19 protein-coding genes are annotated in these 21,704 nt (G+C 47.8%); 17 read left to right on the top strand and 2 right to left on the bottom strand.

The genetic code is table 11. The features are described 5' to 3' along the window. Positions 1–60: 60 nt before the first annotated feature. The 13 genes from IEY34_RS24075 to IEY34_RS24015 all read left to right on the top strand — a co-directional run bounded on the left by IEY34_RS24075 (position 61) and on the right by IEY34_RS24015 (position 13,681). A complete protein-coding gene (locus IEY34_RS24075; protein ID WP_189016027.1) occupies positions 61–1,029 on the top strand; it encodes an aldo/keto reductase in 969 nt (322 codons plus the stop codon). Positions 1,030–1,159: 130 nt separating this feature from the next. After that, the gene (locus tag IEY34_RS24070; RefSeq protein ID WP_189016024.1) at positions 1,160–1,591 is read left to right on the top strand and encodes a hypothetical protein; all 432 of its coding nucleotides are present in this window, start codon (positions 1,160–1,162) and stop codon (positions 1,589–1,591) included. A gap of 2 nt (positions 1,592–1,593) precedes the next feature. Further along, positions 1,594–1,872 (top strand): DUF2653 family protein, encoded by a 279-nt coding sequence (locus IEY34_RS24065; protein ID WP_189016021.1) that lies wholly within the window; start codon positions 1,594–1,596, stop codon positions 1,870–1,872. 330 nt (positions 1,873–2,202) lie between these two features. Continuing rightward, on the top strand, positions 2,203–2,892 hold the full coding sequence (locus tag IEY34_RS24060; protein ID WP_189016018.1) for a carboxymuconolactone decarboxylase family protein: 690 nt from the start codon (positions 2,203–2,205) through the stop codon (positions 2,890–2,892). A 238-nt stretch (positions 2,893–3,130) separates the two neighbouring features. After that, positions 3,131–4,537, top strand: a complete 1,407-nt coding sequence (locus IEY34_RS24055) for an MFS transporter (protein WP_189016015.1) — start codon at positions 3,131–3,133, stop codon at positions 4,535–4,537. 23 nt (positions 4,538–4,560) lie between these two features. Continuing rightward, entirely contained in the window at positions 4,561–5,739 is a 1,179-nt protein-coding gene (locus tag IEY34_RS24050) for a LuxE/PaaK family acyltransferase (RefSeq protein ID WP_189016012.1), read from the top strand. A 35-nt stretch (positions 5,740–5,774) separates the two neighbouring features. Further along, positions 5,775–6,137, top strand: a complete 363-nt coding sequence (locus IEY34_RS24045) for an iron-sulfur cluster assembly scaffold protein (protein ID WP_189016009.1) — start codon at positions 5,775–5,777, stop codon at positions 6,135–6,137. Positions 6,138–6,140: 3 nt separating this feature from the next. Continuing rightward, positions 6,141–7,304 (top strand): cysteine desulfurase family protein, encoded by a 1,164-nt coding sequence (locus tag IEY34_RS24040; RefSeq protein WP_189016006.1) that lies wholly within the window; start codon positions 6,141–6,143, stop codon positions 7,302–7,304. A gap of 24 nt (positions 7,305–7,328) precedes the next feature. Continuing rightward, positions 7,329–7,631 carry an acyl carrier protein gene (locus IEY34_RS24035; RefSeq protein ID WP_189016003.1) on the top strand — a complete coding sequence of 101 codons (303 nt, stop codon included), beginning with the start codon at positions 7,329–7,331 and terminating at the stop codon, positions 7,629–7,631. 14 nt (positions 7,632–7,645) lie between these two features. Next, positions 7,646–9,427 carry a fatty acyl-AMP ligase gene (locus tag IEY34_RS24030; RefSeq protein ID WP_189016000.1) on the top strand — a complete coding sequence of 594 codons (1,782 nt, stop codon included), beginning with the start codon at positions 7,646–7,648 and terminating at the stop codon, positions 9,425–9,427. A 24-nt stretch (positions 9,428–9,451) separates the two neighbouring features. Then, complete coding sequence (locus IEY34_RS24025) at positions 9,452–11,908, top strand: type I polyketide synthase (RefSeq protein WP_189015997.1); 2,457 nt, start codon at positions 9,452–9,454, stop codon at positions 11,906–11,908. A gap of 23 nt (positions 11,909–11,931) precedes the next feature. Beyond that, the gene (locus IEY34_RS24020; RefSeq protein ID WP_373291320.1) at positions 11,932–13,032 is read left to right on the top strand and encodes a flavin-containing monooxygenase; all 1,101 of its coding nucleotides are present in this window, start codon (positions 11,932–11,934) and stop codon (positions 13,030–13,032) included. Next, positions 12,989–13,681, top strand: a complete 693-nt coding sequence (locus IEY34_RS24015; RefSeq protein WP_189015991.1) for a 4'-phosphopantetheinyl transferase family protein — start codon at positions 12,989–12,991, stop codon at positions 13,679–13,681. Before IEY34_RS24020 ends, IEY34_RS24015 begins: the two co-directional genes overlap by 44 nt. 609 nt (positions 13,682–14,290) lie before the next feature. Here IEY34_RS24015 and IEY34_RS24010 read toward each other — a convergent pair. Then, complete coding sequence (locus tag IEY34_RS24010) at positions 14,291–15,268, bottom strand: aldo/keto reductase (protein WP_189015988.1); 978 nt, start codon at positions 15,266–15,268, stop codon at positions 14,291–14,293. Between the two features lie 647 nt (positions 15,269–15,915). Here IEY34_RS24010 and IEY34_RS24000 point away from each other — a divergent pair. The 3 genes from IEY34_RS24000 (at position 15,916) to phnD (ending at position 19,549) form a co-directional block, all read left to right on the top strand. Then, a complete protein-coding gene (locus IEY34_RS24000) occupies positions 15,916–16,338 on the top strand; it encodes a VOC family protein (RefSeq protein WP_189015984.1) in 423 nt (140 codons plus the stop codon). A gap of 551 nt (positions 16,339–16,889) precedes the next feature. After that, complete coding sequence (locus IEY34_RS23995; protein WP_189015981.1) at positions 16,890–17,456, top strand: GNAT family N-acetyltransferase; 567 nt, start codon at positions 16,890–16,892, stop codon at positions 17,454–17,456. 773 nt (positions 17,457–18,229) lie between these two features. Then, positions 18,230–19,549: a phosphate/phosphite/phosphonate ABC transporter substrate-binding protein gene (gene phnD / locus IEY34_RS23990; RefSeq protein ID WP_189015978.1), complete on the top strand. Its 1,320-nt coding sequence runs from the start codon at positions 18,230–18,232 to the stop codon at positions 19,547–19,549. Positions 19,550–19,696: 147 nt separating this feature from the next. Here the strand turns inward: phnD and IEY34_RS23985 are convergent, their stop codons facing one another. Next, the gene (locus tag IEY34_RS23985; protein ID WP_189015975.1) at positions 19,697–20,485 is read right to left on the bottom strand and encodes a helix-turn-helix domain-containing protein; all 789 of its coding nucleotides are present in this window, start codon (positions 20,483–20,485) and stop codon (positions 19,697–19,699) included. 113 nt (positions 20,486–20,598) lie between these two features. Here IEY34_RS23985 and IEY34_RS23980 point away from each other — a divergent pair, with 113 nt between their 5' ends. Continuing rightward, positions 20,599–21,702, top strand: a complete 1,104-nt coding sequence (locus tag IEY34_RS23980) for an SGNH/GDSL hydrolase family protein (RefSeq protein ID WP_189015972.1) — start codon at positions 20,599–20,601, stop codon at positions 21,700–21,702. The last annotated feature ends 2 nt before the right edge of the window (positions 21,703–21,704 follow it).

Here is a 21,704-nt window from a genome sequence, read left to right as displayed (position 1 = left end):
ATTTTGGTTTCCCTGTATAATAGCAGTTGAAAGCAAAGTTGATGGATGGAGGCTGAGCAAATGAATGATAGAACTCTTGGGAAAACAGGGTTGCAGATATCGGAAATCGGCTACGGCGCATGGGGAATCGGCAAAACGGCATGGATCGGGGCATCGGATGAAGAGTCGATCGAGGCGCTGAATCGTTCCATTGAGCTGGGGCTGAACTTTATTGATACTGCGTTGGGTTATGGAAATGGACACAGTGAAAAACTTGTCGGGCAAGTGGTTAGGGCTCACGATAAGCCGATCTATGTTGCGACGAAGATCCCTCCCATCAACAGACAATGGCCAGCAGGGGACGGGGTGCCGGTGACTGAGGCGTTCACGGCGGAGCATGTGATTGCCAGTACGGAGCAAAGCCTGCGCAATCTGGGCTTGGATACGATTGATGTTCAGCAGTTTCATGTCTGGTCGGACGAGTGGGTGGGTCAAGGAGATTGGCTCGAAGGGATTCACAAGCTCAAAGAGCAAGGGAAGATCCGCCACTTTGGCATATCGATTAACGATCATCAACCGAACAACGGCATTAAGCTGATTGAATCGGGGCTTGTGGATACGGTACAGGTCATTTACAATATTTTCGAGCAAAGTCCGGAAGATCAGCTGCTACCGGCCTGTGCAGCGCATAATGTGGGCGTCATTGTTCGAGTTTCGCTGGATGAAGGCGGCTTGACGGGGCGGATTACGCCCGAGACGACGTTCAGTGAAGGTGACTTCCGCAATGGCTATTTCCAAGGTGATCGCAAACAGCAGGTGTATGATCGCGTTCAGCAGATCGCAGCTGATCTGGCTATCTCTGTGGAGCAAATGCCGGAAATCGCACTGCGATATGTGCTCAGCCACCCAGCTGTTTCTACGGTCATTCCAGGTATGCGCTCTGTTCGTAATGTGGAGAACAATATGCGGGTTGGAGACGGACAAGGATTGACCCAGGAGCAGCTTGCGAAGCTGAAGCCGCATCGCTGGATTCGGAATTTTTATAGATAAACAAAGGCGGCTGATCCTTACAGGGATTGGCCGTTTTTTCATTATTGAAACCAAATACAGGCTGAAGCGTATAGAATAGGACGAAAGTGATAAAACTTTCATATTAACATTACCTGGAGGTCATGACACAATGTTTAAGAAATTAGTAATGCTGATTATGGCAAGTATGCTGGTGTTCTCTTTTACGGTGCCAACACTGGTAGAAGCGAAGTCTTCTTATAAAGCGCCGCGCAAGAGCTATACGCCGACTGAGCAACAAAAGGCTCCTGCCAATAATGTTTCGAAAAATGAGCCAAGCAGCTCGACGACCAAAACACCTGGTGCTGCAACACCAACCAAGAAACCTGGCTTCTTCAGCGGTGGTTTGATGAAAGGGTTGCTCATCGGCGGGATGGCAGGATTGTTGTTTGGCGGCCTATTCGGCGGCATGGGCATCCTGGGTAATATACTCGGATTGTTAGTGAACGTACTTGCCGTTGTCGTCTTGATCGTTGTTGTTGTGAAGGTGATCTCATTCTTCAGAAACAGGAAGAAGACAAATCAAGATAACCCGAGGTACTAAGGATGCGTTTAACGGAACAAGACATCGTGAATGCCGTCTGTTTGAATATGGCGGAACGCAAAGGGCTCAAGCCTATAGAGGTTGACGTAGAGTTGATGTGGGACGAGGATTTAGGCTTTTCCGCGGAAGTATTCGCGGGAGGCCGCTCCCAAATTCTGACGGAAGGCAATCTGTTTGAAGCCATTGGGCAATATTTGTTCAATCACCATCAGATGAGAGTTTTTCGGGATCAGATTCAATTTATTTTGGAAGAAGAGATTATTGCAGAGATAGCGGTATGATGCGAAGGCGGCCAACCCTCTAGGGGATGGTCGCTTATTTTTTGTGGTAAACATTGACAAAAAAAGAATGATTGACTATTATATGTTTAGATATCTAACTAAAAATGAGGAGGTGGGGAATATGAAATCGTGTCCAATTAACCCTCGCAGCACCTTGTTAAAGCCTAAGTTCTTTGGTTGTTTGATTTGTTATACCGCTGGCTGGATCATGTATTGGGGCAAGAAGTGGAAGCGGATTTAAATGTATAAAGTTAGATATTAAATTATTTACAGACGTCATTAAGTTAGATATAATAACAAATGAAAACTAATAAATGGAGGAATGTGTAAATGGAACATAAAAATTCCAACTCTTTGTATGAGCGCAGCAATTTGAAGAGAGTACCGGAAATGCAGCAGATTGTACCTCAAGGGGCTAACTCATTTTTTCAATTCATGGGGGAAGCCTTTGCGGGGAACGCAATTACGTCCAGAACGAAGGAATTAATAGCTGTAGCCATTACACATGTCACAGGCTGTCCTTACTGCATCGACGTTCACACCGGGAAGTTCAAGAAACAAGAAGGCTCCGTGGAAGAGATCGTGGAAGCTATTCTGGTCGCAGGAGCAGTGAATGCTGAAACTGTCTTGTTTCATAGTGTGAATGCCTGGAATACGATGCATGACCTCGTAGTCAATGAGCTTTACGAAACGACGAATGCAGACAAACTGCCTCTTGTTAAAGAAACGCGTCCAGAGACGTTCGCTGCCTTCGATCAATTCCAATCGAACGCGATGAAGGACGGTGCCATCGATGCCAAAACCAAGCAATTGATTGCCGTGGTTGTTTCTCACGTCAACGGATGCGCGTATAGTATCGATAACCACACGAAGAAGTTCAAAGCATTGGGTGGAACCAAGGAGGAGCTTATGGAAGGGGTGCTCGTCGGCGGTGTAGCGAATGCTGGATACGTCCTGACGCATGGCATCAATGCCCTTAATGCTTACGATTATCAACCGAATGCGGTTGCCCAGAATTAAAGCGACGGTAAATAGGAGATAGGAAGGGAGGAACTACATTGTCTACGACAACGATGATTGTTGTTGGATGTTTGGTTGTGTGCTGCTGCGCGTTTGTCATTGTGAGAATGATGCGCAAGAGATCGAAATAAGCCACAGCCAGGATCTCTCGCTAGAAACGTTCAGCCATCTGTGGTTGAGTCAGAAGCATGCAACGGTGGTTGGACGTCTTTTATGACCAATGGAAGGTGAGTTGCGTATGCAGTCCGAAATTAAGGCTTCTGCCTCCACGGCATCAGGAATGAGTCAAGTCTTCATCATCTCGCTAGGTTTGTTCGTCATTTTCCTGGATAGTACGGTTGTAAATATTGCCCTGCCCAGCATGATCGACCAGTTGGCTATTAAGCTCAGAACGGCTGCTTGGATCATTAACGCCTATACGATGACAGTCGCCATCCTCTTAATCTTCATGGGGAAATTGGCTGACCTCTATGGGAAAAAGCGGCTGTATGCCTGGGGGCTTGTTATGTTCATGCTTAGTTCCTTGCTCTGTGCCCTGGCACCTAATGCTGCTTGGCTCCTCACCGCTAGAGTGTTACAAGGCATTAGCGGAGCGATGGCCATACCAGCGAGTATGAGTCTGGTGCGCTCTGTGGTTCCCAAAGAAAAAGTAGGAGCAGCGATGGGGATATGGAGTGCTGTAGGTGCTCTAGCGATTGCCGTAGGCCCTAGCTTAGGCGGTGGCATTACGGAAGTATTCGGTTGGCGGTGGGTGTTCTATCTCAACATTCCTGTTATACTCTGCGCGTTATTCTTGCTAAAGAGTGGATTTGCGTCTTATCAAGATCACTTACAACCAGGCAAGCTGGATTGGCTCAGCATTATCATACTCAGTATGGGATTATTCCTCCTAATTAACGGTTTCCTTCAGGTAACGGAGACAGGTTGGTTGAACGGGTACACATGGTGGCAATTTATCTTGTCCGTGTTGCTGCTTGGCGGATTCATTTGGGCACAGGGGATTAGAGCTCATCCCTTATTGGAACTTGCCATTTTCAGCAATCGCCAATATCTCGCAGGCATTCTTTCGAATCTGCTAGGCGGTATTCTATTAATGGGATCTATGATTATTTCTCCGCTTTTTTTAACACGTATGATGCAATTCAGCACACTTAAAGCATCTCTAATGATTACTCCTCTATCTGTCAGTCTACTTCTCATTGCACCTTTCATTGGCAAAATGATCGATAAACGCGGCAGTCTCATCCCACTCCTTCTCGGCTACACCATCACGATTAGCAGTTTTAGTTTGCTCGGAACACTTGATTTGGAATCATCTATAGCGCTATTTATGATTTACATGGCTTTCGCAGGAATGGGGATAGGCATGCTCGCGGTCGCCAGTCTGACGTTAAGCACTTCTTCCATCCCTGAAGACCAATTATCCATCGCTTCCGGCACGTTCGCCATGTTTCGCAACCTGGGTGGAGCCATTGGGGTCGCGATCTTCATCTCCATATCCATGGGAAGCACTTCTGCCCCTGTCGGGAAAGAGCAAATCTACGCTGTAGAAGGATTTCAGAATGCTTATTTAAGCGGAGCTGTTCTCGCGGCCGTTTTCATGTGTTCCTTGTTCCTGCTCCGCCGGAAGAACGATAGGAAGTGAACGCAAATCTAAGGGGGTATACAATGTCAGCATATTCAATTTTTTTCGATTTATCAAAAAGCTTGGGCATTGATCCGGTTGGCAGTATCATAGCATCGATTAAATCCATCTATCAATTGCCAAATGACAGGCAAGAAGACATCAAATTGAATCTGATTAAGCAAAATTTCCACTATCATTATGAGCATAATGCGCTGTATCGGAAAATCTGCGAAGAGAAAGGAGTGACATTAACGGATATTGTGTGCATCGAAGATGTGGTGCGCATCCCAGCCATTGGAATCGGCAAATTTAAGGATGTTAATGCTCACTTGCTGCTTACGAAGCCTATTCATGAATTGCAGCATGAGCTGAGAAGTACGGGGACTAGCGGAATTCCCAGCATCTCCCGCAGGGATGAGCAAACGTTAACGAGAAGCATGCTCAGCATTTTCTCAACGTTTCGCGAAATGTTCGGATTTTTTGGCGGGGCCGCTATATTCTTAGCGCCATCTTCGGAAGAAATGCCAGAGATGGGCCTGGTGAAGGTAATTAACATGTTCTCCGGATTGCTGGATTCCAGCCGCTTTTTTGTCAGCGGTCATGCCTTCCAACCGGAGGCGGTCGTTCAGCAGTTGAAAGACTGGCAGGATGTTCATACACGCCATATTATCGGGCCGCCGTTCTTGGTAGAAAGATTAATTCGGTACGTGAACGAGCATGAGCCAGCTATGCAATTGGACCGTCAAACGAAAGTAATTACGCTCGGAGGTTGGAAAAGCTTCACAGGCAGAGAGATTGACCGTCCTGATTTCTATCAGCAAGTAGCGCAGGCCTTTGGTATTCATAGTGAGCAAGTACGGGATATGTTCGGCTTGGTTGAGACGAATTTCATGGCTATTGAGTGCGAACATCATGCCAAGCATGTTCCCCCATGGGTCCATTTCTCCGTGCGCAGCCTGGATGATCCGAATAAGGAAGTCCCTCTTGGCGAGCCGGGAAGGCTGGCTGTGTACGACCCCACTTCGTTGTCCTATCCAGGATTTATTCTGACTGATGATCTTGTCTATCTGGATTCCAACACTTGCTCATGCGGTAGGAACGGACAGACCGTGCATTATATGTACAGAATTAAAGGGGCCGAAATTGGCTGCTGTGCCATTAACTTGGAGAAATTCATGACGGATAAAGAAGCCCAAGTAACCCAATGCAATATTGGATAGTTGACCACTCAACCTAACAAAAGGAGAGTAGATGGATGATGTATAACGCAATCATTTCTGATCATTTTATGAGTCCAAGAAACATTGGCGAGATCGTTCAGCCTGATCTGGCATTTCGCATCGGTAACCCAATTTGCGGTGACACGGTGCATGTTTGTGCGACCTTTTATGAAAACCAAATAAAGGGAATTAAGTATAAAGCCTATGGCTGTGCGGCATCCATTGCGACGGCGAGCATTTTTAGCGAGTTTGTGCAAGGCAAAGCGATAGCGGAATTGAGCGGTATGTCTCAGACAAGCAGACGGGAACTGCTTGGCGATCTGGAGCCGAACCAGAAGCACTGTTTAGATATTTTGGATGAATTGTTTGATTCTGTATGCACTGTAAAAGAGGTGTAAGCCTTGATAGGTCGTTACTTTGACTATAATTCTACAACGCCCCTGGACCCTCGGGTTTGTCAGGTAATAACGGAGTCTATGGACATCTATGGTAATCCATCAAGCACCCACGGTTCTGGCCAGAAGGCAAGATTAGCTATCCATTCTGCGAGGCAGCATATAGCTGCGTTGCTGCACGGCGAGCCTGAAGAATTGTACATTACTTCTGGTGGAAGCGAGAGCAATAACTGGTTATTGAAAGGCTATCTCAGTCAATGGGCAGGGACACCTGTACATGTGATTACGTCCGTTATTGAGCATCCTTCCGTTAAGGAGACTCTCAGGTATTGGCGCGATGCCGGTGGAGGCGAAATCACCTACATCCCCGTAGATGCAGAAGGGTTTATTTCCCCGCAAGCCGTGATGGACGCCATTCGACCGGATACCAAATTGATCAGCATCATGCTGGCTAATAATGAGACAGGCGCGATCCAACCTGTGCAGGAGATAGCTCGAATAGCAGGATCAAGGGGTATCTTTACCCACACAGATGCGGTTCAGGCCGTAGGGAAAATGCCAATTCATGTCCGAGAGCTGGGAGTGGATTCGCTGTCTTTTTCCATCCATAAACTGTACGGTCCCAAAGGGATTGGCGGGCTTTATCTCCAATCAGGCTACAAGCTTGATCCACTCCTGCATGGAGGCGGGCAAGAGCAAGGTCTAAGAAGCGGCACAGAGAACGTTCTCTCACTGCTGGGTGCGGCAGAAGCATGCCGTGTGGCCATGCTGGATATGGAGCGTTCACAGGTCAAATTGCTCTGGTGCAAAAGGCTCCTCGTGGAGAAGCTGCGCGCGATTGCTCCTGGACTCAAAATCAATGGTTCACTCGATAGTGATCGTACCTTAGCTAATACTGTCAATCTCTGCATTCCCGGTATTAGGGGAGAGGCATTGGCCGCATATCTGGACCATAGGTATGGCATTGCCGTTTCTGTAGGCTCAGCCTGCAGTTCCAATCACCAGAAGAAACTCTCATACGTGCTGCAAGAGATGGGGCTGGACGAGGCAGATATCCGTTCATCCCTGCGAATAAGTATGGGCAAATTTACAGATGAGATGGATATTCATTATTTGCTAGAGTCCATAGAGAGTGCCTTAGCGCATTTCAATCAATTAATGCCAACCTAGTCAATAAGAAGGAGAGGTGTCCTTATGGACAGCAAGCACCGAAATTACGATAAAGCTGCAATAGCCAAAATCATTAAAGAGAAGATCATCATTGAGAACCTTGAATTAAAAGGGGTGACTCCGGATGACATTGCGGACCATGCGCAATTGTTTGGTGAGGGCTTATGTCTGGAATCGGTTGAGGCCTTCTATATTGCAGGAGGGATTGAAGAAGAGTTTGGATTTCACATTGATAGAACGAAGCTTCATCAAATACGTCACCATTTTCAATCCGTCAATACGCTGACGGCGTATGTCTATGAGCGTGTGGTACCATCCGTATCATAGAGTGGGGGGAACTTATGGGAATTGGTTTCATGAAAGATACTAGGCATACCAATCTTGTGGATTTGCTGCAATTTCGGGCGCTGCTTACGCCGGATTTGAAGATGTACACTTATTTGGTGGACGGCGAGCATGAGGAAGTGAGCATGACTGCAGCCGAGCTGAATCAGCGTGCGATGGCGATCGCTTCCGCTCTGCATGGGCGCGGCCGAACATATAAGACTGCGCTGCTGCTATATCCGACGGGGCTGGAATTTATTGCAGGGTTTATGGGTTGTTTATATGCAGGGATCATTCCAATTCCTGCGTATCCGCCTCATATGCGTCGTCCAACGCCGCGACTTGATGCCATCATTCGAAGCGCGCGAACGGAGATTGCCCTTTCAACTGCTAGATTGATTGCTGATGTAATGCCTAATGTCAGCGAGGATTCCCTACTTTCTGGCATGGATTTTATGGCTACGGACACTTTGGATGATAGCCATACGTTTTTCTGTCTGCCTTGTAAGGCAGATGACATCGCGTTCTTGCAATACACCTCGGGGTCAACAGCTGATCCCAAAGGGGTTATGGTCAGCCACGGCAATTTAATTCACAATATGAGTTTGATTGCCAAATATTTTCAACTCTCCGAGCAGACCCGCATTGTGAATTGGCTGCCCGCCTATCATGATATGGGATTAATCGGACAGCTGCTGATGGCCCTGCATGTAGGTTGTGAACTGATTTATATGTCGCCGGTAAGCTTCATGCAGAAGCCAGTTCGTTGGCTTGAAGCGATCTCTCGATATCGCGCGACGTATAGCGGCGGCCCTAATTTTGCCTATGCGTTATGTGCAGAGAAATTTAATGCTGAAACAGACGGTGACATAGATTTAACGAGTTGGCAGTTGGCTTTCAATGGCGCGGAACCAGTGAGAGAAGAAACTTTGCAGAAGTTTATTCGGACGTTTACTCCTTATGGATTTCAGGCCAAGAGCCTGGTTCCATCGTATGGATTAGCGGAGGGAACGTTGTATGTTTCCGGTTATAAAAGGGAACAGACGTACACCACATTATGGCTCGATGCCGAAAGCTTGGAGCGGGATCTGGCCGTAGTGGTAACGAAGGAGAGTTTATATGCTCGGGCTGTTGTGGGATGCGGAATCCTCGTTCCGGAACAGCGAACGGTCATCGTTCATCCTCAAAAAGGCAAGCTGTGCGGCGAGCTTATGATTGGCGAAATTTGGGTCAGCGGTCCCAGTGTGGCGCAAGGTTACTGGGGAAACCCCGAAGCGACTCAGCTTACCTTCCAAGGCACACTGGCTAGTTACGAAGGTGAACGATTTTTGCGAACAGGAGATCTCGGCTTTATTCATGATAATGAATTGTATATTACTGGGCGAATCAAAGATGTCATGATTGTGGGGGGGCGCAATATCTATCCACAGGACTTGGAGTATACGGTGCAGAATTGCCATCCTGCTGTGCGCAAAGAATATATCGCTGCCTTCCAGATCGACGTTATAGGTCATCAGAAGACGACCGCAGGAAGCAGCGGAGAGATCGTCATTGTAGCTGAACTTAACAGGGAATTCCGACATCGCGGGCCCAAAGAGGAGAGCGCTGACCACAGGAGTATGATTCTTCAGCGTGATGTGTTGGCAGCCGCTCGTCAAGCGGTGTGGGAACAGTATGAACTTCCATTGAAGGATCTCGTTCTCATCCGAACGGGGACGATCCCCAAGACGTCCAGCGGCAAAATTCAACGCAGATTGACGAAACAATGGTATGAAACGGATAAGCTTCAGCGTGGATAAGCATTTGAACGGGGGCAGTTATGGATGAAGTCAAGTGATGTGACGAATTGGTTAGTAAAAGAAATAGCGCTTCTGGTCGGTAGACACCCAGAGGAGCTTGATATTCGTGAGCCTTTTAGTAGTTATGGACTTGATTCAGCGAAGGTGATGCTGCTATCTGGGGAACTAGGCGCCGCTTTGGATATTCCGATATCCCCAACGGTATTCTGGGACTATCCAACCATTCAGGAACTTTCTTTCTATTTGTGCGAAAGAGGATTAAGAGGGAACGATGAAGTGGCCACAGCTTCAAGTATCGCTCCAGACCAGCGTGAATCTATCGCTATAGTAGGTATGGGCTGCCGGTTCCCAGGCATTACGGGTGTGGGTGAATTCTGGGAGCACCTACTGCGCGGGACTGATGCGGTAAGGGAGTATCCGGCTGATCGTGAGAAGCTTGGAGAAGTGAAGGTTGATCGTCAAGGCGGTTATCTCGATGGCATTGATGGCTTCGACTATCCGTTCTTCCATATGTCATATCGAGAGGCCATTCGTATGGATCCTCAGCAGCGTCTGCTGCTTGAGGTCACCTGGGAAGCGTTGATGGATGCGGGGATTTCACCGGAGCTGTGGGCTAACACGCAAAGTGGTGTGTTTATTGGGATTTCTAATAGCGACTATGGAAGGCGTGAATTAGAAGCGGCGGATGGTTTCCATATTCATTCCGTTATGGGCGGTGCGCTGTGCATTGCAGCAAATCGACTATCGTATTTCTTGGGTCTGCACGGGCCCAGTATGGCCATTGATACGGCTTGTTCATCTTCTCTTGTCGCTGTTCACCAAGCCTGTCACAGCATATGGTCAGGCGAAAGTCAGCAAGCCATTGCAGGCGGTGTGAACGTCATACTTTCCAATGGGGTAACTTCCAGCCTAGCTGAAGCGGGGATGCTGGCATCGGACGATCGCTGCAAGACGTTCGATGCCCAGGCGGATGGGTACGTACGTGGCGAGGGCTGTGGGGTCGTTATTCTCAAGCCGTTGACTAAAGCCTTGCAGGACGGCGATGACATATACGCGGTGATCCCAGGGAGCGCGTTGAATCAGGATGGTCGAAGCAACGGGATTACAGCGCCGAATCAATCGGCGCAGGAGAAGCTGCTTCTCTCGGCGTATGCTCGAGCAGGCATTCAGCCAAGTCAAATTGGCTATATTGAGGCACATGGGACGGGGACATTTCTAGGTGATCCTATTGAAGTTAAAGCGTTGGGACAAGTGCTTTCCAATGGCAGACAGGCAGATGACCTCATCTACCTCGGTTCGGTGAAGAGCAATATCGGCCATCTGGAGTCGGCAGCGGGGATTGCAGGACTCATAAAGACTGCGCTCATTATGAAACACGAAGTAGTCCCGCCAAACCTGCATTTTCACACGTGGAATCCCGAGATTCCACGCACAGGCTTCCCTTTCTTAGTACCTGTAAAGTGTGAGGCTTTGAAGCTGGGAGAAGATGTGTATGCAGGCGTCAGCTCGTTTGGATTTGGCGGGACTAACGCGCATATTGTCCTTGGCAAGCCGCCTCTTGTACGCAATGTGGATCAGACTTCGGAGATGGAACCTTTTGTATTCACGTTATCCGCTGCTCGTAAAGATGGACTATCCCTATTAGCTCAGAAGTATGTTGATTGGTTGCAGAAGGCCGAAAAGTATGATCTCCCAGCCATGGGGGCTGCATTGTCGCGAGGCAGGAAGCATCATGAACATAGGTTGGCGATTGTTGTATCCTCTAAGGAAAGTCTAATAACTGCTCTGCAGGATTATGTCCGTGCATTTGAAAGCAGCTCATTGTGGCATTATGGGTATGTAGCGAGCCAACCTGCGGAGGCTGTCTTCTGGTTCGGTGATTACGACGGGGGAAACCCGGGGGATACCGGAGAGGAAGTTATCATTAACGATCCGGTGTTTCGGCAATCTTACTTTGTGGTGACACAGCTATATCGTAATCTGGCTGATGATACCTTTCAGCAAGAAGGCAAGTTTAACGCGTTTGCCAAACAATATGCCTATGCGCAGATGCTGCGTCATTGGGGGATAACCCCCAAATCATGCGTTGGGGAAGGGATAGGTCGCCTGACAGCAGATGTGCTGGATGGTCGATTATCTCTCGTGCAGGCGGCCCAAAGTCTAGTTCACGGCGAGCCTACAGATTTGGGGCAGTTGGAGATAGGAGTCGATTTCAAGGATATCGCTATTTGTCTGTTGACAGTCCCGCCAGGAGTGGCACAGTATGCAAACACCGTTATCGTTATCGAGTGCCGTGATGAACTTGCCTGTTTGCAAGTACAGTGCGACTTGTACACCAAGGGGCTCTTGGTGCCTACAGGATCGGCCCGCACCCGGAAGTTACCCCACATGCTTCCGACTTATCCATGGCATCATCAATCTTGTTGGAAGACTACGATAGCGAATGCCGAAGAGCCGAATAACATCACTTGTTTTTGTTAAATGGAGGAGTGGGGGGGGTTGTGTTGAGACGAATCGATATTGTTGTCATTGGCGGTGGGCAAGCGGGTCTTTCTGTAGGGTATTATTTGCATTTGGAACAGAGGGAGTTCGTCATTCTGGACCAAAGTCCCGAAGTGGGACATTCCTGGAGCAGTCGGTATGACTCTTTAACACTTTTTACGCCTCGGAGGTATAGTGCTTTACCGGGTTTGCCGCTTCCTGGAGATCCGTGGGATTACCCGACGAAGGATGAGATAGCTGACTATTTGCGGTGCTATCAAGATCGCTTTGCGCTCCCGGTTCAAGTGGAAACTGAGGTGATTAGTCTTGCCTATCGGAAGGGCCGCTATTATGTCACGACGAATAAAGGAACGTGGATAGCCAATCAAGTTGTGGTAGCAACAGGCCCTTTTCAATCACCTTACGTCCCGTCGTTCGCCGATTCCCTAAGTGCAGCAGTGCTGCAGATGCATACGTTTGATTATCGTAACCCAGAGATGTTGCCTCTGGCAGATACACTGGTGATCGGAGGAGGAAATTCCGGCGCCCAAATTGCGCTTGAGCTTTCCCTCAGTAGGCAGGTTTATCTGTCCGTCAGCCACAACATTCAATTTATGCCGTATCGATTCCTTGGCAAAAGTCTCTTCTGGTGGTATGAATTAATCGGATTGCTGCGCAAGTCACCAGATTCATGGGTTGGGCGACGATTTCAGAAGAAGAAGGATCCGCTTTACGGTTATGAACTGCGTGAAGCTATAGCGAGCGGCCGTATCAAACTATTAGGCAGAGCTGTTCATGCGCAAGGGAAGCAAATTTCATTCGCAGACGGATTCAGCCTAGAAGTGGACACAATCCTCTGGGCAACTGGTTTTCGAATGGACTATCCTTGGATTCATATTCCGGAACTTGCCAGCGATCATGCTGGGATCGAGCACGAACGGGGCGTGACAGCGATACCCGGTTTGTATGTTGTAGGTCTGCCTTGGCAATCTTGCCGGGGATCAGCGCTGATCGGGTGGGTGCATCGGGATGCCGAATTCATAAGCCGCATGATTATACAATACGGAGAACGCTATGCCAATGAAGATAATAGCTACGAAGATTTGTCCTCATACGGAAGTTGAAATTTGGCATTCACTTGAGGCTCATCTCGATGAGGCGAGAAGGAACAAGATCGGCAAATGCCTGCAAAAGAAACAGCAGCAAAGAATGATAAGCGGAGATATCTTGCTGCGATATGCGCTGCAGCAAGAGTTCAGCAGTGACGCCGGATCGTTGCGGATAGGCTACGGCCCATACGGAAAGCCATGGCTATACGAACGGCCTGAGGTCTTCTTTAACATTTCTCATGCCGGGGAATGGGTAGCAGTTGCACTCGGTTCACGTGAGGTGGGAATTGATGTTGAGATCCAGGACCCACGGTTTGCGAAGTTAGCCGACTGCCTGCTTTCACCTTCGGAACTAAGGGACTTCCAAGGCATTCAAGACCAGGAGGCGTATCTTTGCCGACGTTGGGTCATGAAAGAGAGCTTCGTCAAGATGATTGGTCTCGGGCTTGGTTGTCCTTTGACGAGCGTATCCTTTGCGATGATCTCGCATCAAGACGCATTCACCGTGTACGAGGAGCAAGGCTATTTCTGCCGAGTGTATGAATTGGAGTCCATCTATCCCTTAGCGGTAAGCTGCGCGGACTATCGGTTTCCTGACCAGGTGACGATTCTTCCTTTTGAGCGATTGCTTCATTGGGCACTCGCTGCCTCACCTCTTGTATAGCTGGAATACAGCGTTATAGGCAGAACCTAGCCCCCGCCTGGCGGCCTCGCCGAGCGGCGGGGTCGTTGGGCTGCGCCGGGCCATGGGTCCGCCGGACTAGGTCGCTGGGCCGCCGAGCGGTCGGGTCGCCGAACCTCGCCGGGCCGCAGGGCCGCAGGGCTGCCGAACCTCGCGGGGTCGCTGGGCTGCCGAACCTCGTCGTGCCATCGGGCTGCTAGCCCTAGCACCGGCACTGTGCCCACCCGCACCTGCATCCGCCGGCACAATCCATCTGTCGCTCTAATGAACTGAATGATGCTTATAGACGAGAAAATAGCCTCTTTGGTGATCTAATGAACTGCATTGGCGTTATCCAGCAAATTATAGGTGGAATGGTGACCGTTTGCTTGAGATAACGCGTTTGGGGTTCATTAGATTTTCAAAATGCCCAATTTTGATCAAATAAAGGGTATTGAGTTCGTAAGGGGGCTTGCCTCGTGGTTCAATGACTTTGGCGGCAGCCCCTTAGGCGCTTAGGGCACCCCACCAGCGTAGAAGCCAAAAATAAAAGAGCTAAGCGTACAAGCCGCTTAGCTCTTTTTGCATTCTTTACATTAGCCGTTTGTGCTTCTACCAAGCGTAAGCTTCGGGAGCCGGTTTCCCGGGTCCAGGGAAAATGTCATCCAATTTGCTCAACGTATCCTCACTCAGGGTGACTTCGGGTACGCGCAATGAGTCTTGGAGCTGTTCAATAGTTCTCGGCCCAATGATTGGCGAAGTCACGGCTGAATGAGACAATACCCAGGCCAAGGCGACAACGTCTTCTTTTTCCCCGATTTCCTTGCAAAGTGCTGAGAATTGTTCCAATTGACTCCGATGTTTCTCAATCCGTTCGGCGGAACGCGCACTGCGGGCACCTGTTCCGGCCAAGGCGTTGCGGCCCAGCAATCCTCCGGCAAGAGGACTCCATGGAATGACACCAAGACCGAGCTTCTCTGAAGCGGGAAGGACTTCCAACTCCGGCAGCCTAGCGAGTAGATTGTACATGTGCTGTTCAGAGACTAAGCCTAGGAAATGGCGGGCTTTGGCCTCGGCTTGGGCACAGGCAATGTGCCAGCCAGCAAAGTTGCTGGAGCCGATATAGTCAACGGTACCTTGGTTCACCGCGGCTTCGAATACGCCCCATAGCTCATCCCAGGATACGTTGCGGTCGATATGATGCATTTGGTAAAGCTCTATATGGTCGGTTTGGAGCCTCTTGAGTGATGCTTCCAGATGACGTCTGATTTTGTAAGCGGATAAGCCCCGTTCAGCATTGGGACCATCGTGGGGATCATTCATCTCCCCGTAGGCTTTGGTTGCGAGAATGACTTTCTCTCGGCGGCCGCCGCCTTGTTTGAACCAGCGTCCGATGATTTCTTCGGTCCAGCCTCTTTTATCAACTCCGCCGTAGACGTTAGCTGTATCGAAGAAATTGATTCCCGCATCCAGTGCGGCATCCATGATTCGGAAGGCATCTTTCTCCTCCGTTTCCGGTCCAAAGTTCATCGTTCCCAGGCATAGTTGGCTAACCTTGAGTCCGGATTTCCCTAAATACGAGTATTTCATGATTCATCCTCCCACGTTCCTCTTGATATTAGTAAAAACTAAATGGTCTGAAGACTTGTACGTGTGACAATGTCTATTCTAACGAAGTTTCTCGATCTGTGTAAGTAGTGAAATTGTTTTCAGTATATGAGCTTTACTTGATTAGTTATCGCCCAGGTTATTAACTAACCTAAGGGATGTTGGGGGGAGGTATGTTATACTGCGATTAGCGACAACATTGCGAAAAGGAGATTTATCAAGCCTGCGATTACAACAAGATCATTCGATCAAGAGTTCCAAACGATATTAAGTGAATTGCTTTCTACCTATCACGCGGGGGAATTGAGCAAGAAGGATACCGCGGAACTGCCTGCGGAAGTGCATCTCATTGAAGTTGAGCAGATGATGGTTGGTTATGGTGTGGTGTGGGAGTCTATGAGTGCGAAGCAGATGTTTTGAAAGAATTTGAAGGGCAGGGTTATGCCGCTTTCTTCATTAATTGGCTTAAAGAGAAATACCCCAAAAGAAAATGTACGTCTATTCCATCGAACAATCGAAGAATTTTTGGTATAAGCAAGACTTTGTAGTTGTAGGGAATATCGTATGGATGTCGTATAATTAAGGTAGACGGTTTATACAGCAGCTTTATATTTAAGGAGGTTAATGAAATGGGAACGAATGAGAAAATAGGCGGCGGTGGATTACACCATATTGCGCTGCGGGCCAATGATTTTGAGGCGACGGTGAAGTTTTATACCGAGGGATTGGGTTTCAAGAAAGGGCATAGTTGGGGAGAAGGCGATAGTCGCATTATCCTGCTGGATTCCGGCGATGGCAACTATATCGAAGTTTTCGCTGGTGGCTCTGGTGAAGTGAAGCCGGAAGGCTCTTATTTCCATGTTGCTTTTCGCAGCAATAACGTCGATGCCGCCGTTGAAGCGGCAGTTGCAGCTGGAGCCGAGGTGACGGTAGATCCCAAAGATGTTGTCCTAGGCAGCAATCCACCGACGCCGGTTCGAATTGCCTTTGTTAAAGGATTGAATGGGGAAATTATTGAGTTTTTCCATAGTACGGGTGAGAATCAGCTGTGAAAATGTAAAGTAATGGCCCTGGAAGCTGGCTTCTAGGGCTTTTGTTCATTTAAAGTATAGGTTTTGGGTGGATTTAAGGGGTGCTCCCCTTTTAGTTGACGTCCACCGCAGGCCTCTTTGCTTTGGAGGTTTTCGGTCTTGAGTGGCATCTAATGAACTGTAGGATGCTTATAGACGAGAAAATGGTTACTTTGGAGATGTACTGAACTGGATTGGCGTTACCCGGTACTTTATTGGCCGAATGGATATCAATTTCCTGAAATAGCGCATTTGGAATTCATTAGATTTTCAGAATGAGCGATTTTGGCCGAATAAAGCTTATTGAGTTCGTAAGGAGGCTTGCGAAGGTGCAGGGACTTGAAGACCTAGCCGCAGGCTAGGTTTTTCAGAAGTGCTGTCTGGAAAAGAAATTCTTGTTAGACTTTGCTCTCAACTATAGGCAGAAATGGTGGGAATGGCACGCCTTTTAACCCACATCCATCAAATTTCCGTTAAAGAGATCAGTGTTTAGGGATTTTTCGATTACGAAAAGAACAGGGAGCGGTGCAGGAATGAACATGGAGGCAGTTTTTGAGCAGTTTCCTATTTTGAAGTCGGATAAGCTCATATTGAAGAAGATTGAAGAGCATCATCTTGATGAGGTTTATGCGATTTATAGCAATGATCAAGTATTTGAATTCTGCTGCATAATCCCCAAGTACAATAAAGTTACTGTTAAGAGCATGATTGGGCATTTTGAGCGGGATTTTACGAAAAGGACAAAGATTAAGTGGGGAATATTTACGCTCACGGCAAGTGAGCAATTAGTGGGTATTATAGAGGTTTTTGATTTGAATCAAAAGGTCAACATGGTGACGATTGGCTATTTTTTGGGAGAATCGCATTGGGGCAAAGGGATTGCGAGCGAAGCGGTTAAAATTCTGGTCGAATATTTATTTAGAGAGATTAATGTCAACCGAATTCAGGCCGAAGTGATGCCGCGTAATGAGATTTCCAAGAAAGTATTGCTGAGGAATGGCTTCCGCCAAGAGGGCCTGTTGAGACAAGCATCGGTGTGGTCGGGAAAGGGTATTGTTGATTTGGAGATTTTTGGTCTTTTGAAAGAGGATTATGCCTAGTAACTTGCGCTACTCGAACCTCTTCTTATATTTGTTAAATCATGGTGATTAACAGTGTGTTTTGGAGTGATTGAGGAGTTACTCAGCAGCTTGGCGCGGAGGGAACTACAGGGCGCTATTCCAGCCAAAAGTGCCATTATAGCGAGCTTGAGGGAACTACAGTCCGCTATTTTGTTGTTTGATACGAAATTCAGCGTTTTTCGTGGAAATAAGACCCTGTAGTTCCGCTTGCGCCATAGTCTGCCTGCTATTTGCCTAAATAACGTCCTGTAGTTCCCCTTAATAGGATTGGTCGCTTTGAAGAAGCACCATCTCGGATCCCGGCTATGCTGGAGGGGGGCGATACGCTGAGAATAAGGCAGCTCGAAGTGATTATTTGTTGGAATTGCTGCCCTTTTGGCTGTATTAGCAAGGTACGAGTGCTTATTGTCCGTTTATGTGCCCCGAAGGTAAGGGAATGCAGATGATAAGCTAGGGCTGTGGATTTGTTTAAAGAAATGTCCCTTACTTTGGCGGAATAAGCACACTAGCTTGCCTATGTATCCCTTGACACAAAAAGATTACAGAACCTAGCCACGGGCTAGGTTCTTCTTACTGTGAGCTTTATGCCCTATCCCTCTTACCTGAGCCAATTGCAATCTATATACCGGCAAATGACTTTCCCATCAAGAAAAATAAAGAGATCCAAGGAAGGACCTCATCTGTGATATAATGGTAATTATGTTGAAAGATAGCTTGTGAAGACATAGGCGAGTCCTATTGAGGAGGCAAGTATGAATTTGAAGAAAGCAGTACTAAGTTTGACTGCGCTTCTAATTAGCATTTTCTTTTGTGTAAATGTAGGAAGTGTGATGGCTAGCGATGACTACAAGGCAAGCATTATTATTGATAATCAGGTCTTGCGTTTTGAAGTGCCGCCTGTGAATAATCAGGGAACTGTCATGGTCCCAATGCGGTCTGTATTCGAAGCGTTGCATGCGAATGTGACTTGGCACGAAGAGGATCAGAAAGTAACGGCGGTAAAAGAAGGTATTTCCGTAGAACTTAGTCTTGGCTCACCGTTTGCCTATATCAATGATAGAGCTGTTGTTCTGGGCTACAGTCCGTATATGTCAAACGAAAATACGATGGTGCCTGTACGATTCATAAGCGAAGCCTTCGGGGCTATCGTATCATGGAGCCAAGTTAATCAAAGGGTTACAGTTACCACGAAGCGCAGCAGCGTTGAAACTTGGCCGCAGAATTCTATAGCATTGTCCGCCACTTTTGTTCCCAAGGCATTATCTATCCAATTCGTCCCCTCCCAAAACGCCGAAATTCTGAAAGGTAAGGCGAAGCCACTTGAGAAAATGCTTGGTGACCTATTAGGAATTCCCGTTAAAATTTCGGTCTCTTCCGATTATTCGGAAGTAGTGAAAGCGATGGCGGACAAGAAAGTAGACGTTAGTTTTTTGCCGCCGTCTCAATATGTTACTGCTCATGATAACCAGATGGGAGTAGACGTATTATTGCAATCGTTACGATATGGCGTTGATGCTTCAACGGGAAGATCGACGCAAAAACTTGTTGATTTTTATCAAGCGATGTTCGTTGTTAGAGCAGATTCACCGATTCAAAGCGTGGAGGATTTAAGAGGTAAGACGATTGGATGGCAGGGAGTAACTTCAGCCGCAGGCTACGTGCATCCTGGACTATTAATGAAGAAGAATGGCGTTGACCTCAGAGAAGATGTCAAAGGGGTACAATACCAAGGTCATGATAAAGCGATCAGAGGATTACTCAATGGTGAGGTTGAGGTAGCTGCTGTATTTCAGGACGTTCGTACAGCGATGCTGAAAGATCATCCTGATTTGTTTCATGATACGCGCATCCTTGCCTTCACCGATAAAATCCCAAACGATACAATCTCAGTGCGTTCAGATATGAACCCAGAGTGGCGCAAGAAAATCCAAGATGCATTTATCACCGTAGCGAATGATCCTGATGGGAAAAAGATTGTTCATGATGTGTTTGCGCATGAGGGTTATGTAACTTCTTATGATAAAAAATTCGAAGTTGTCCGTGAGGTTTACAGATTGCTTTACACGAAGTAGAAGCCCACTTTCATTCGCATTTCTTAGAAAGCCGGAAAGCCCTAAACAGATGGGGATTTCCGGCTTTTCTTTGCATTTTTTAAAGGATTCGACGTAATTTACAGTATACATTCCGGCGTGTGATGGCTACTTTTAAACTAAGAAGTGTCATACCCGCCAAACTTTCACTTTCTCCTTTAAGTAGGCGGAGGGGAGGGTTCCGGTTATTTTTTTGAACACTTTGTTGAAGTAGGACTGCTCGCAAAATCCCAAGGCTTCGGAAATTTCACCGATGGTCATCTGGGAGTTGATAAGCAAGTCGCGGGCGGCTTCGATCCGAATTTGTTGGATGTACTCGGTGATGGTCTGGCCGGTGGCCTGCTTATATATCGTACTGACATAGTTGGGCGTACGTTCGACAAGCGCGGATAGCTCGCTTAGTTGAATTTGTTCGCGATAATGCTCCAGGATGTAATGCTGCAGCTGCATGACCAACCTGTAGTGCTTGTTGGGGAGAGAAGACGAATCGGATTGCTCATTGAGAATCGAAAGAATTTCCAGCAAGATGCTATGGCAGAGGGTGGCCGTGTAGGGAGATTTACGAAGCCAGTGCTGTGAAAGCAGAGAGAATCTGGTCTTCAGGTATTCAAAATGAAAGGAATGCACGCAACGCATCTGTCGATCCGTGAGCAAGGGAAGATGCTCTCCGTCGCCGCTGTATTCGAAATGAGCGACATACATAGCATGTATATCACTGGAGATGTTGGCAGCCGAGCGGACGGTTCCTTGGGGAATGAACAAAATATCGCCTTTCTGAAGATGGTAAGGCTGATTCTCAATGGTATAGACCATAGAACCTTCTGTCACTACTAGCAGGATATGATTATTCGTTCTGGCGGTAGGCACCTGCCAATTCGGCTCGCAATGTTCGAAATAGGCGGATAAGGTTTTAATCATCACGACGATTCTCCCTCTAACTCCAGGATTCAATTCATTACTTGCATTGTAATATGGATCGTAGAATTACTCAAAGAAATTTCAGCATAAGTTCATGTGGCGAAAGGTGCGAAATGGAGATTATACAGATTCGAAATAGCTTGTCCAAAGTAAAGAGAAGGCTTCAATCAGGACATCTGACGCTGGGTTTTATTGGCGGGTCGATTACAGCAGATAACAGGTCAATGTCGAATTGGCCGGAGCCGGTCACACATTGGTTCGTAGAATCATTCCCTCAAGCACGGATTGCTGTGGAGAATGCCGCGATCGGTGCTACCGGAAGTGATTTGGCTGTATTCCGTGCAGAGAGGGACTTAATTAACCGTCCCTGCGATCTGATTTTCATTGAATTTGCTGTGAATGACTTTAATACCTCCTCTGAACCACGGATGAGAGCAAGAGAGGGATTGATTCGCAAACTGTTGGCAGATGGGCGGAGTGAACTTGTGATTGTCTACACCTACTGTCAGCGAATGTACGAGGATATGTCTCGCGCCGAGGTACCTGCCAGCATCGCTGAATTCGAGCAATTAGCCGAGCATTACGGCATTAGCTCCGTATGGGTGGGGCAGCATGCGTGGAATGAAGTGAAGAAAGGCCGTATGACCTGGGACGAATGGTTGCCGGATGGGCTTCATCCTACGCATCGTGGCAGCCTGAGCTATGGGCAATGTGTGATTTCTTATTTGGAAAAAGAATTGCTGGCAGCTGCTGACTTGGATCTAGCCGTAACCGATAAGCCGCTTGCAACGCCTTTTAATGTTAATCATTGGGGGCATGTAGATACGCTCTCATTCGAGGAGGTCCAGTTGGAGGGACCTTGGATTACCAGACGGGCAGCAGCTCATATGCCTTGGGTTGATCGGATTCTGAGCACATCCGCGATCGGGGCGAAGCTGTCTTTCTCATTCAAGGGCAAAGGGCTGGCGTTAGCCTTCGATTATGGCAATAAGTCTGCCGAGTTCACTTATCGGCTAGACGGAGGCCCTGCGGTCACGACTTGTCGGGATCGACCTGGCTGGTGTGAAGATGGGGGCTGGTTCCGCATCTATTGGATTGCCGATGACTTGCCAGAAGGGCAGCATCATCTGGAATTGGAAGTTGTCCACGGCAATCGGGAGGACTGTACAGGAACGAATTTTCATTTGGGTCTTATTGGAATTATGAAGGGGAAATGAGA

The sequence above is a fragment of the Paenibacillus marchantiophytorum genome, from assembly GCF_014640555.1.
In the GTDB taxonomy this organism is placed as follows: Bacteria; Bacillota; Bacilli; order Paenibacillales; family NBRC-103111; genus Paenibacillus_E; species Paenibacillus_E marchantiophytorum.
This window is presented reverse-complemented; position numbering and strand designations above follow the sequence as displayed.

Coding starts and splice junctions, on each gene's coding strand:
- IEY34_RS24000 (WP_189015984.1), top strand. CDS start 15,916: ATGGGAACGAATGAGAAAATAGGCGGCGGTGGATTACACCATATTGCG.
- IEY34_RS24030 (WP_189016000.1), top strand. CDS start 7,646: ATGGGAATTGGTTTCATGAAAGATACTAGGCATACCAATCTTGTGGAT.
- IEY34_RS24050 (WP_189016012.1), top strand. CDS start 4,561: ATGTCAGCATATTCAATTTTTTTCGATTTATCAAAAAGCTTGGGCATT.
- IEY34_RS23980 (WP_189015972.1), top strand. CDS start 20,599: ATGGAGATTATACAGATTCGAAATAGCTTGTCCAAAGTAAAGAGAAGG.
- IEY34_RS24015 (WP_189015991.1), top strand. CDS start 12,989: ATGAAGATAATAGCTACGAAGATTTGTCCTCATACGGAAGTTGAAATT.
- IEY34_RS24010 (WP_189015988.1), bottom strand. CDS start 15,268: ATGAAATACTCGTATTTAGGGAAATCCGGACTCAAGGTTAGCCAACTA.
- IEY34_RS24075 (WP_189016027.1), top strand. CDS start 61: ATGAATGATAGAACTCTTGGGAAAACAGGGTTGCAGATATCGGAAATC.
- IEY34_RS23995 (WP_189015981.1), top strand. CDS start 16,890: ATGAACATGGAGGCAGTTTTTGAGCAGTTTCCTATTTTGAAGTCGGAT.
- IEY34_RS23985 (WP_189015975.1), bottom strand. CDS start 20,485: ATGATTAAAACCTTATCCGCCTATTTCGAACATTGCGAGCCGAATTGG.
- IEY34_RS24055 (WP_189016015.1), top strand. CDS start 3,131: ATGCAGTCCGAAATTAAGGCTTCTGCCTCCACGGCATCAGGAATGAGT.
- IEY34_RS24065 (WP_189016021.1), top strand. CDS start 1,594: ATGCGTTTAACGGAACAAGACATCGTGAATGCCGTCTGTTTGAATATG.
- IEY34_RS24035 (WP_189016003.1), top strand. CDS start 7,329: ATGGACAGCAAGCACCGAAATTACGATAAAGCTGCAATAGCCAAAATC.
- phnD (WP_189015978.1), top strand. CDS start 18,230: ATGAATTTGAAGAAAGCAGTACTAAGTTTGACTGCGCTTCTAATTAGC.
- IEY34_RS24060 (WP_189016018.1), top strand. CDS start 2,203: ATGGAACATAAAAATTCCAACTCTTTGTATGAGCGCAGCAATTTGAAG.
- IEY34_RS24070 (WP_189016024.1), top strand. CDS start 1,160: ATGTTTAAGAAATTAGTAATGCTGATTATGGCAAGTATGCTGGTGTTC.
- IEY34_RS24045 (WP_189016009.1), top strand. CDS start 5,775: ATGATGTATAACGCAATCATTTCTGATCATTTTATGAGTCCAAGAAAC.
- IEY34_RS24025 (WP_189015997.1), top strand. CDS start 9,452: ATGAAGTCAAGTGATGTGACGAATTGGTTAGTAAAAGAAATAGCGCTT.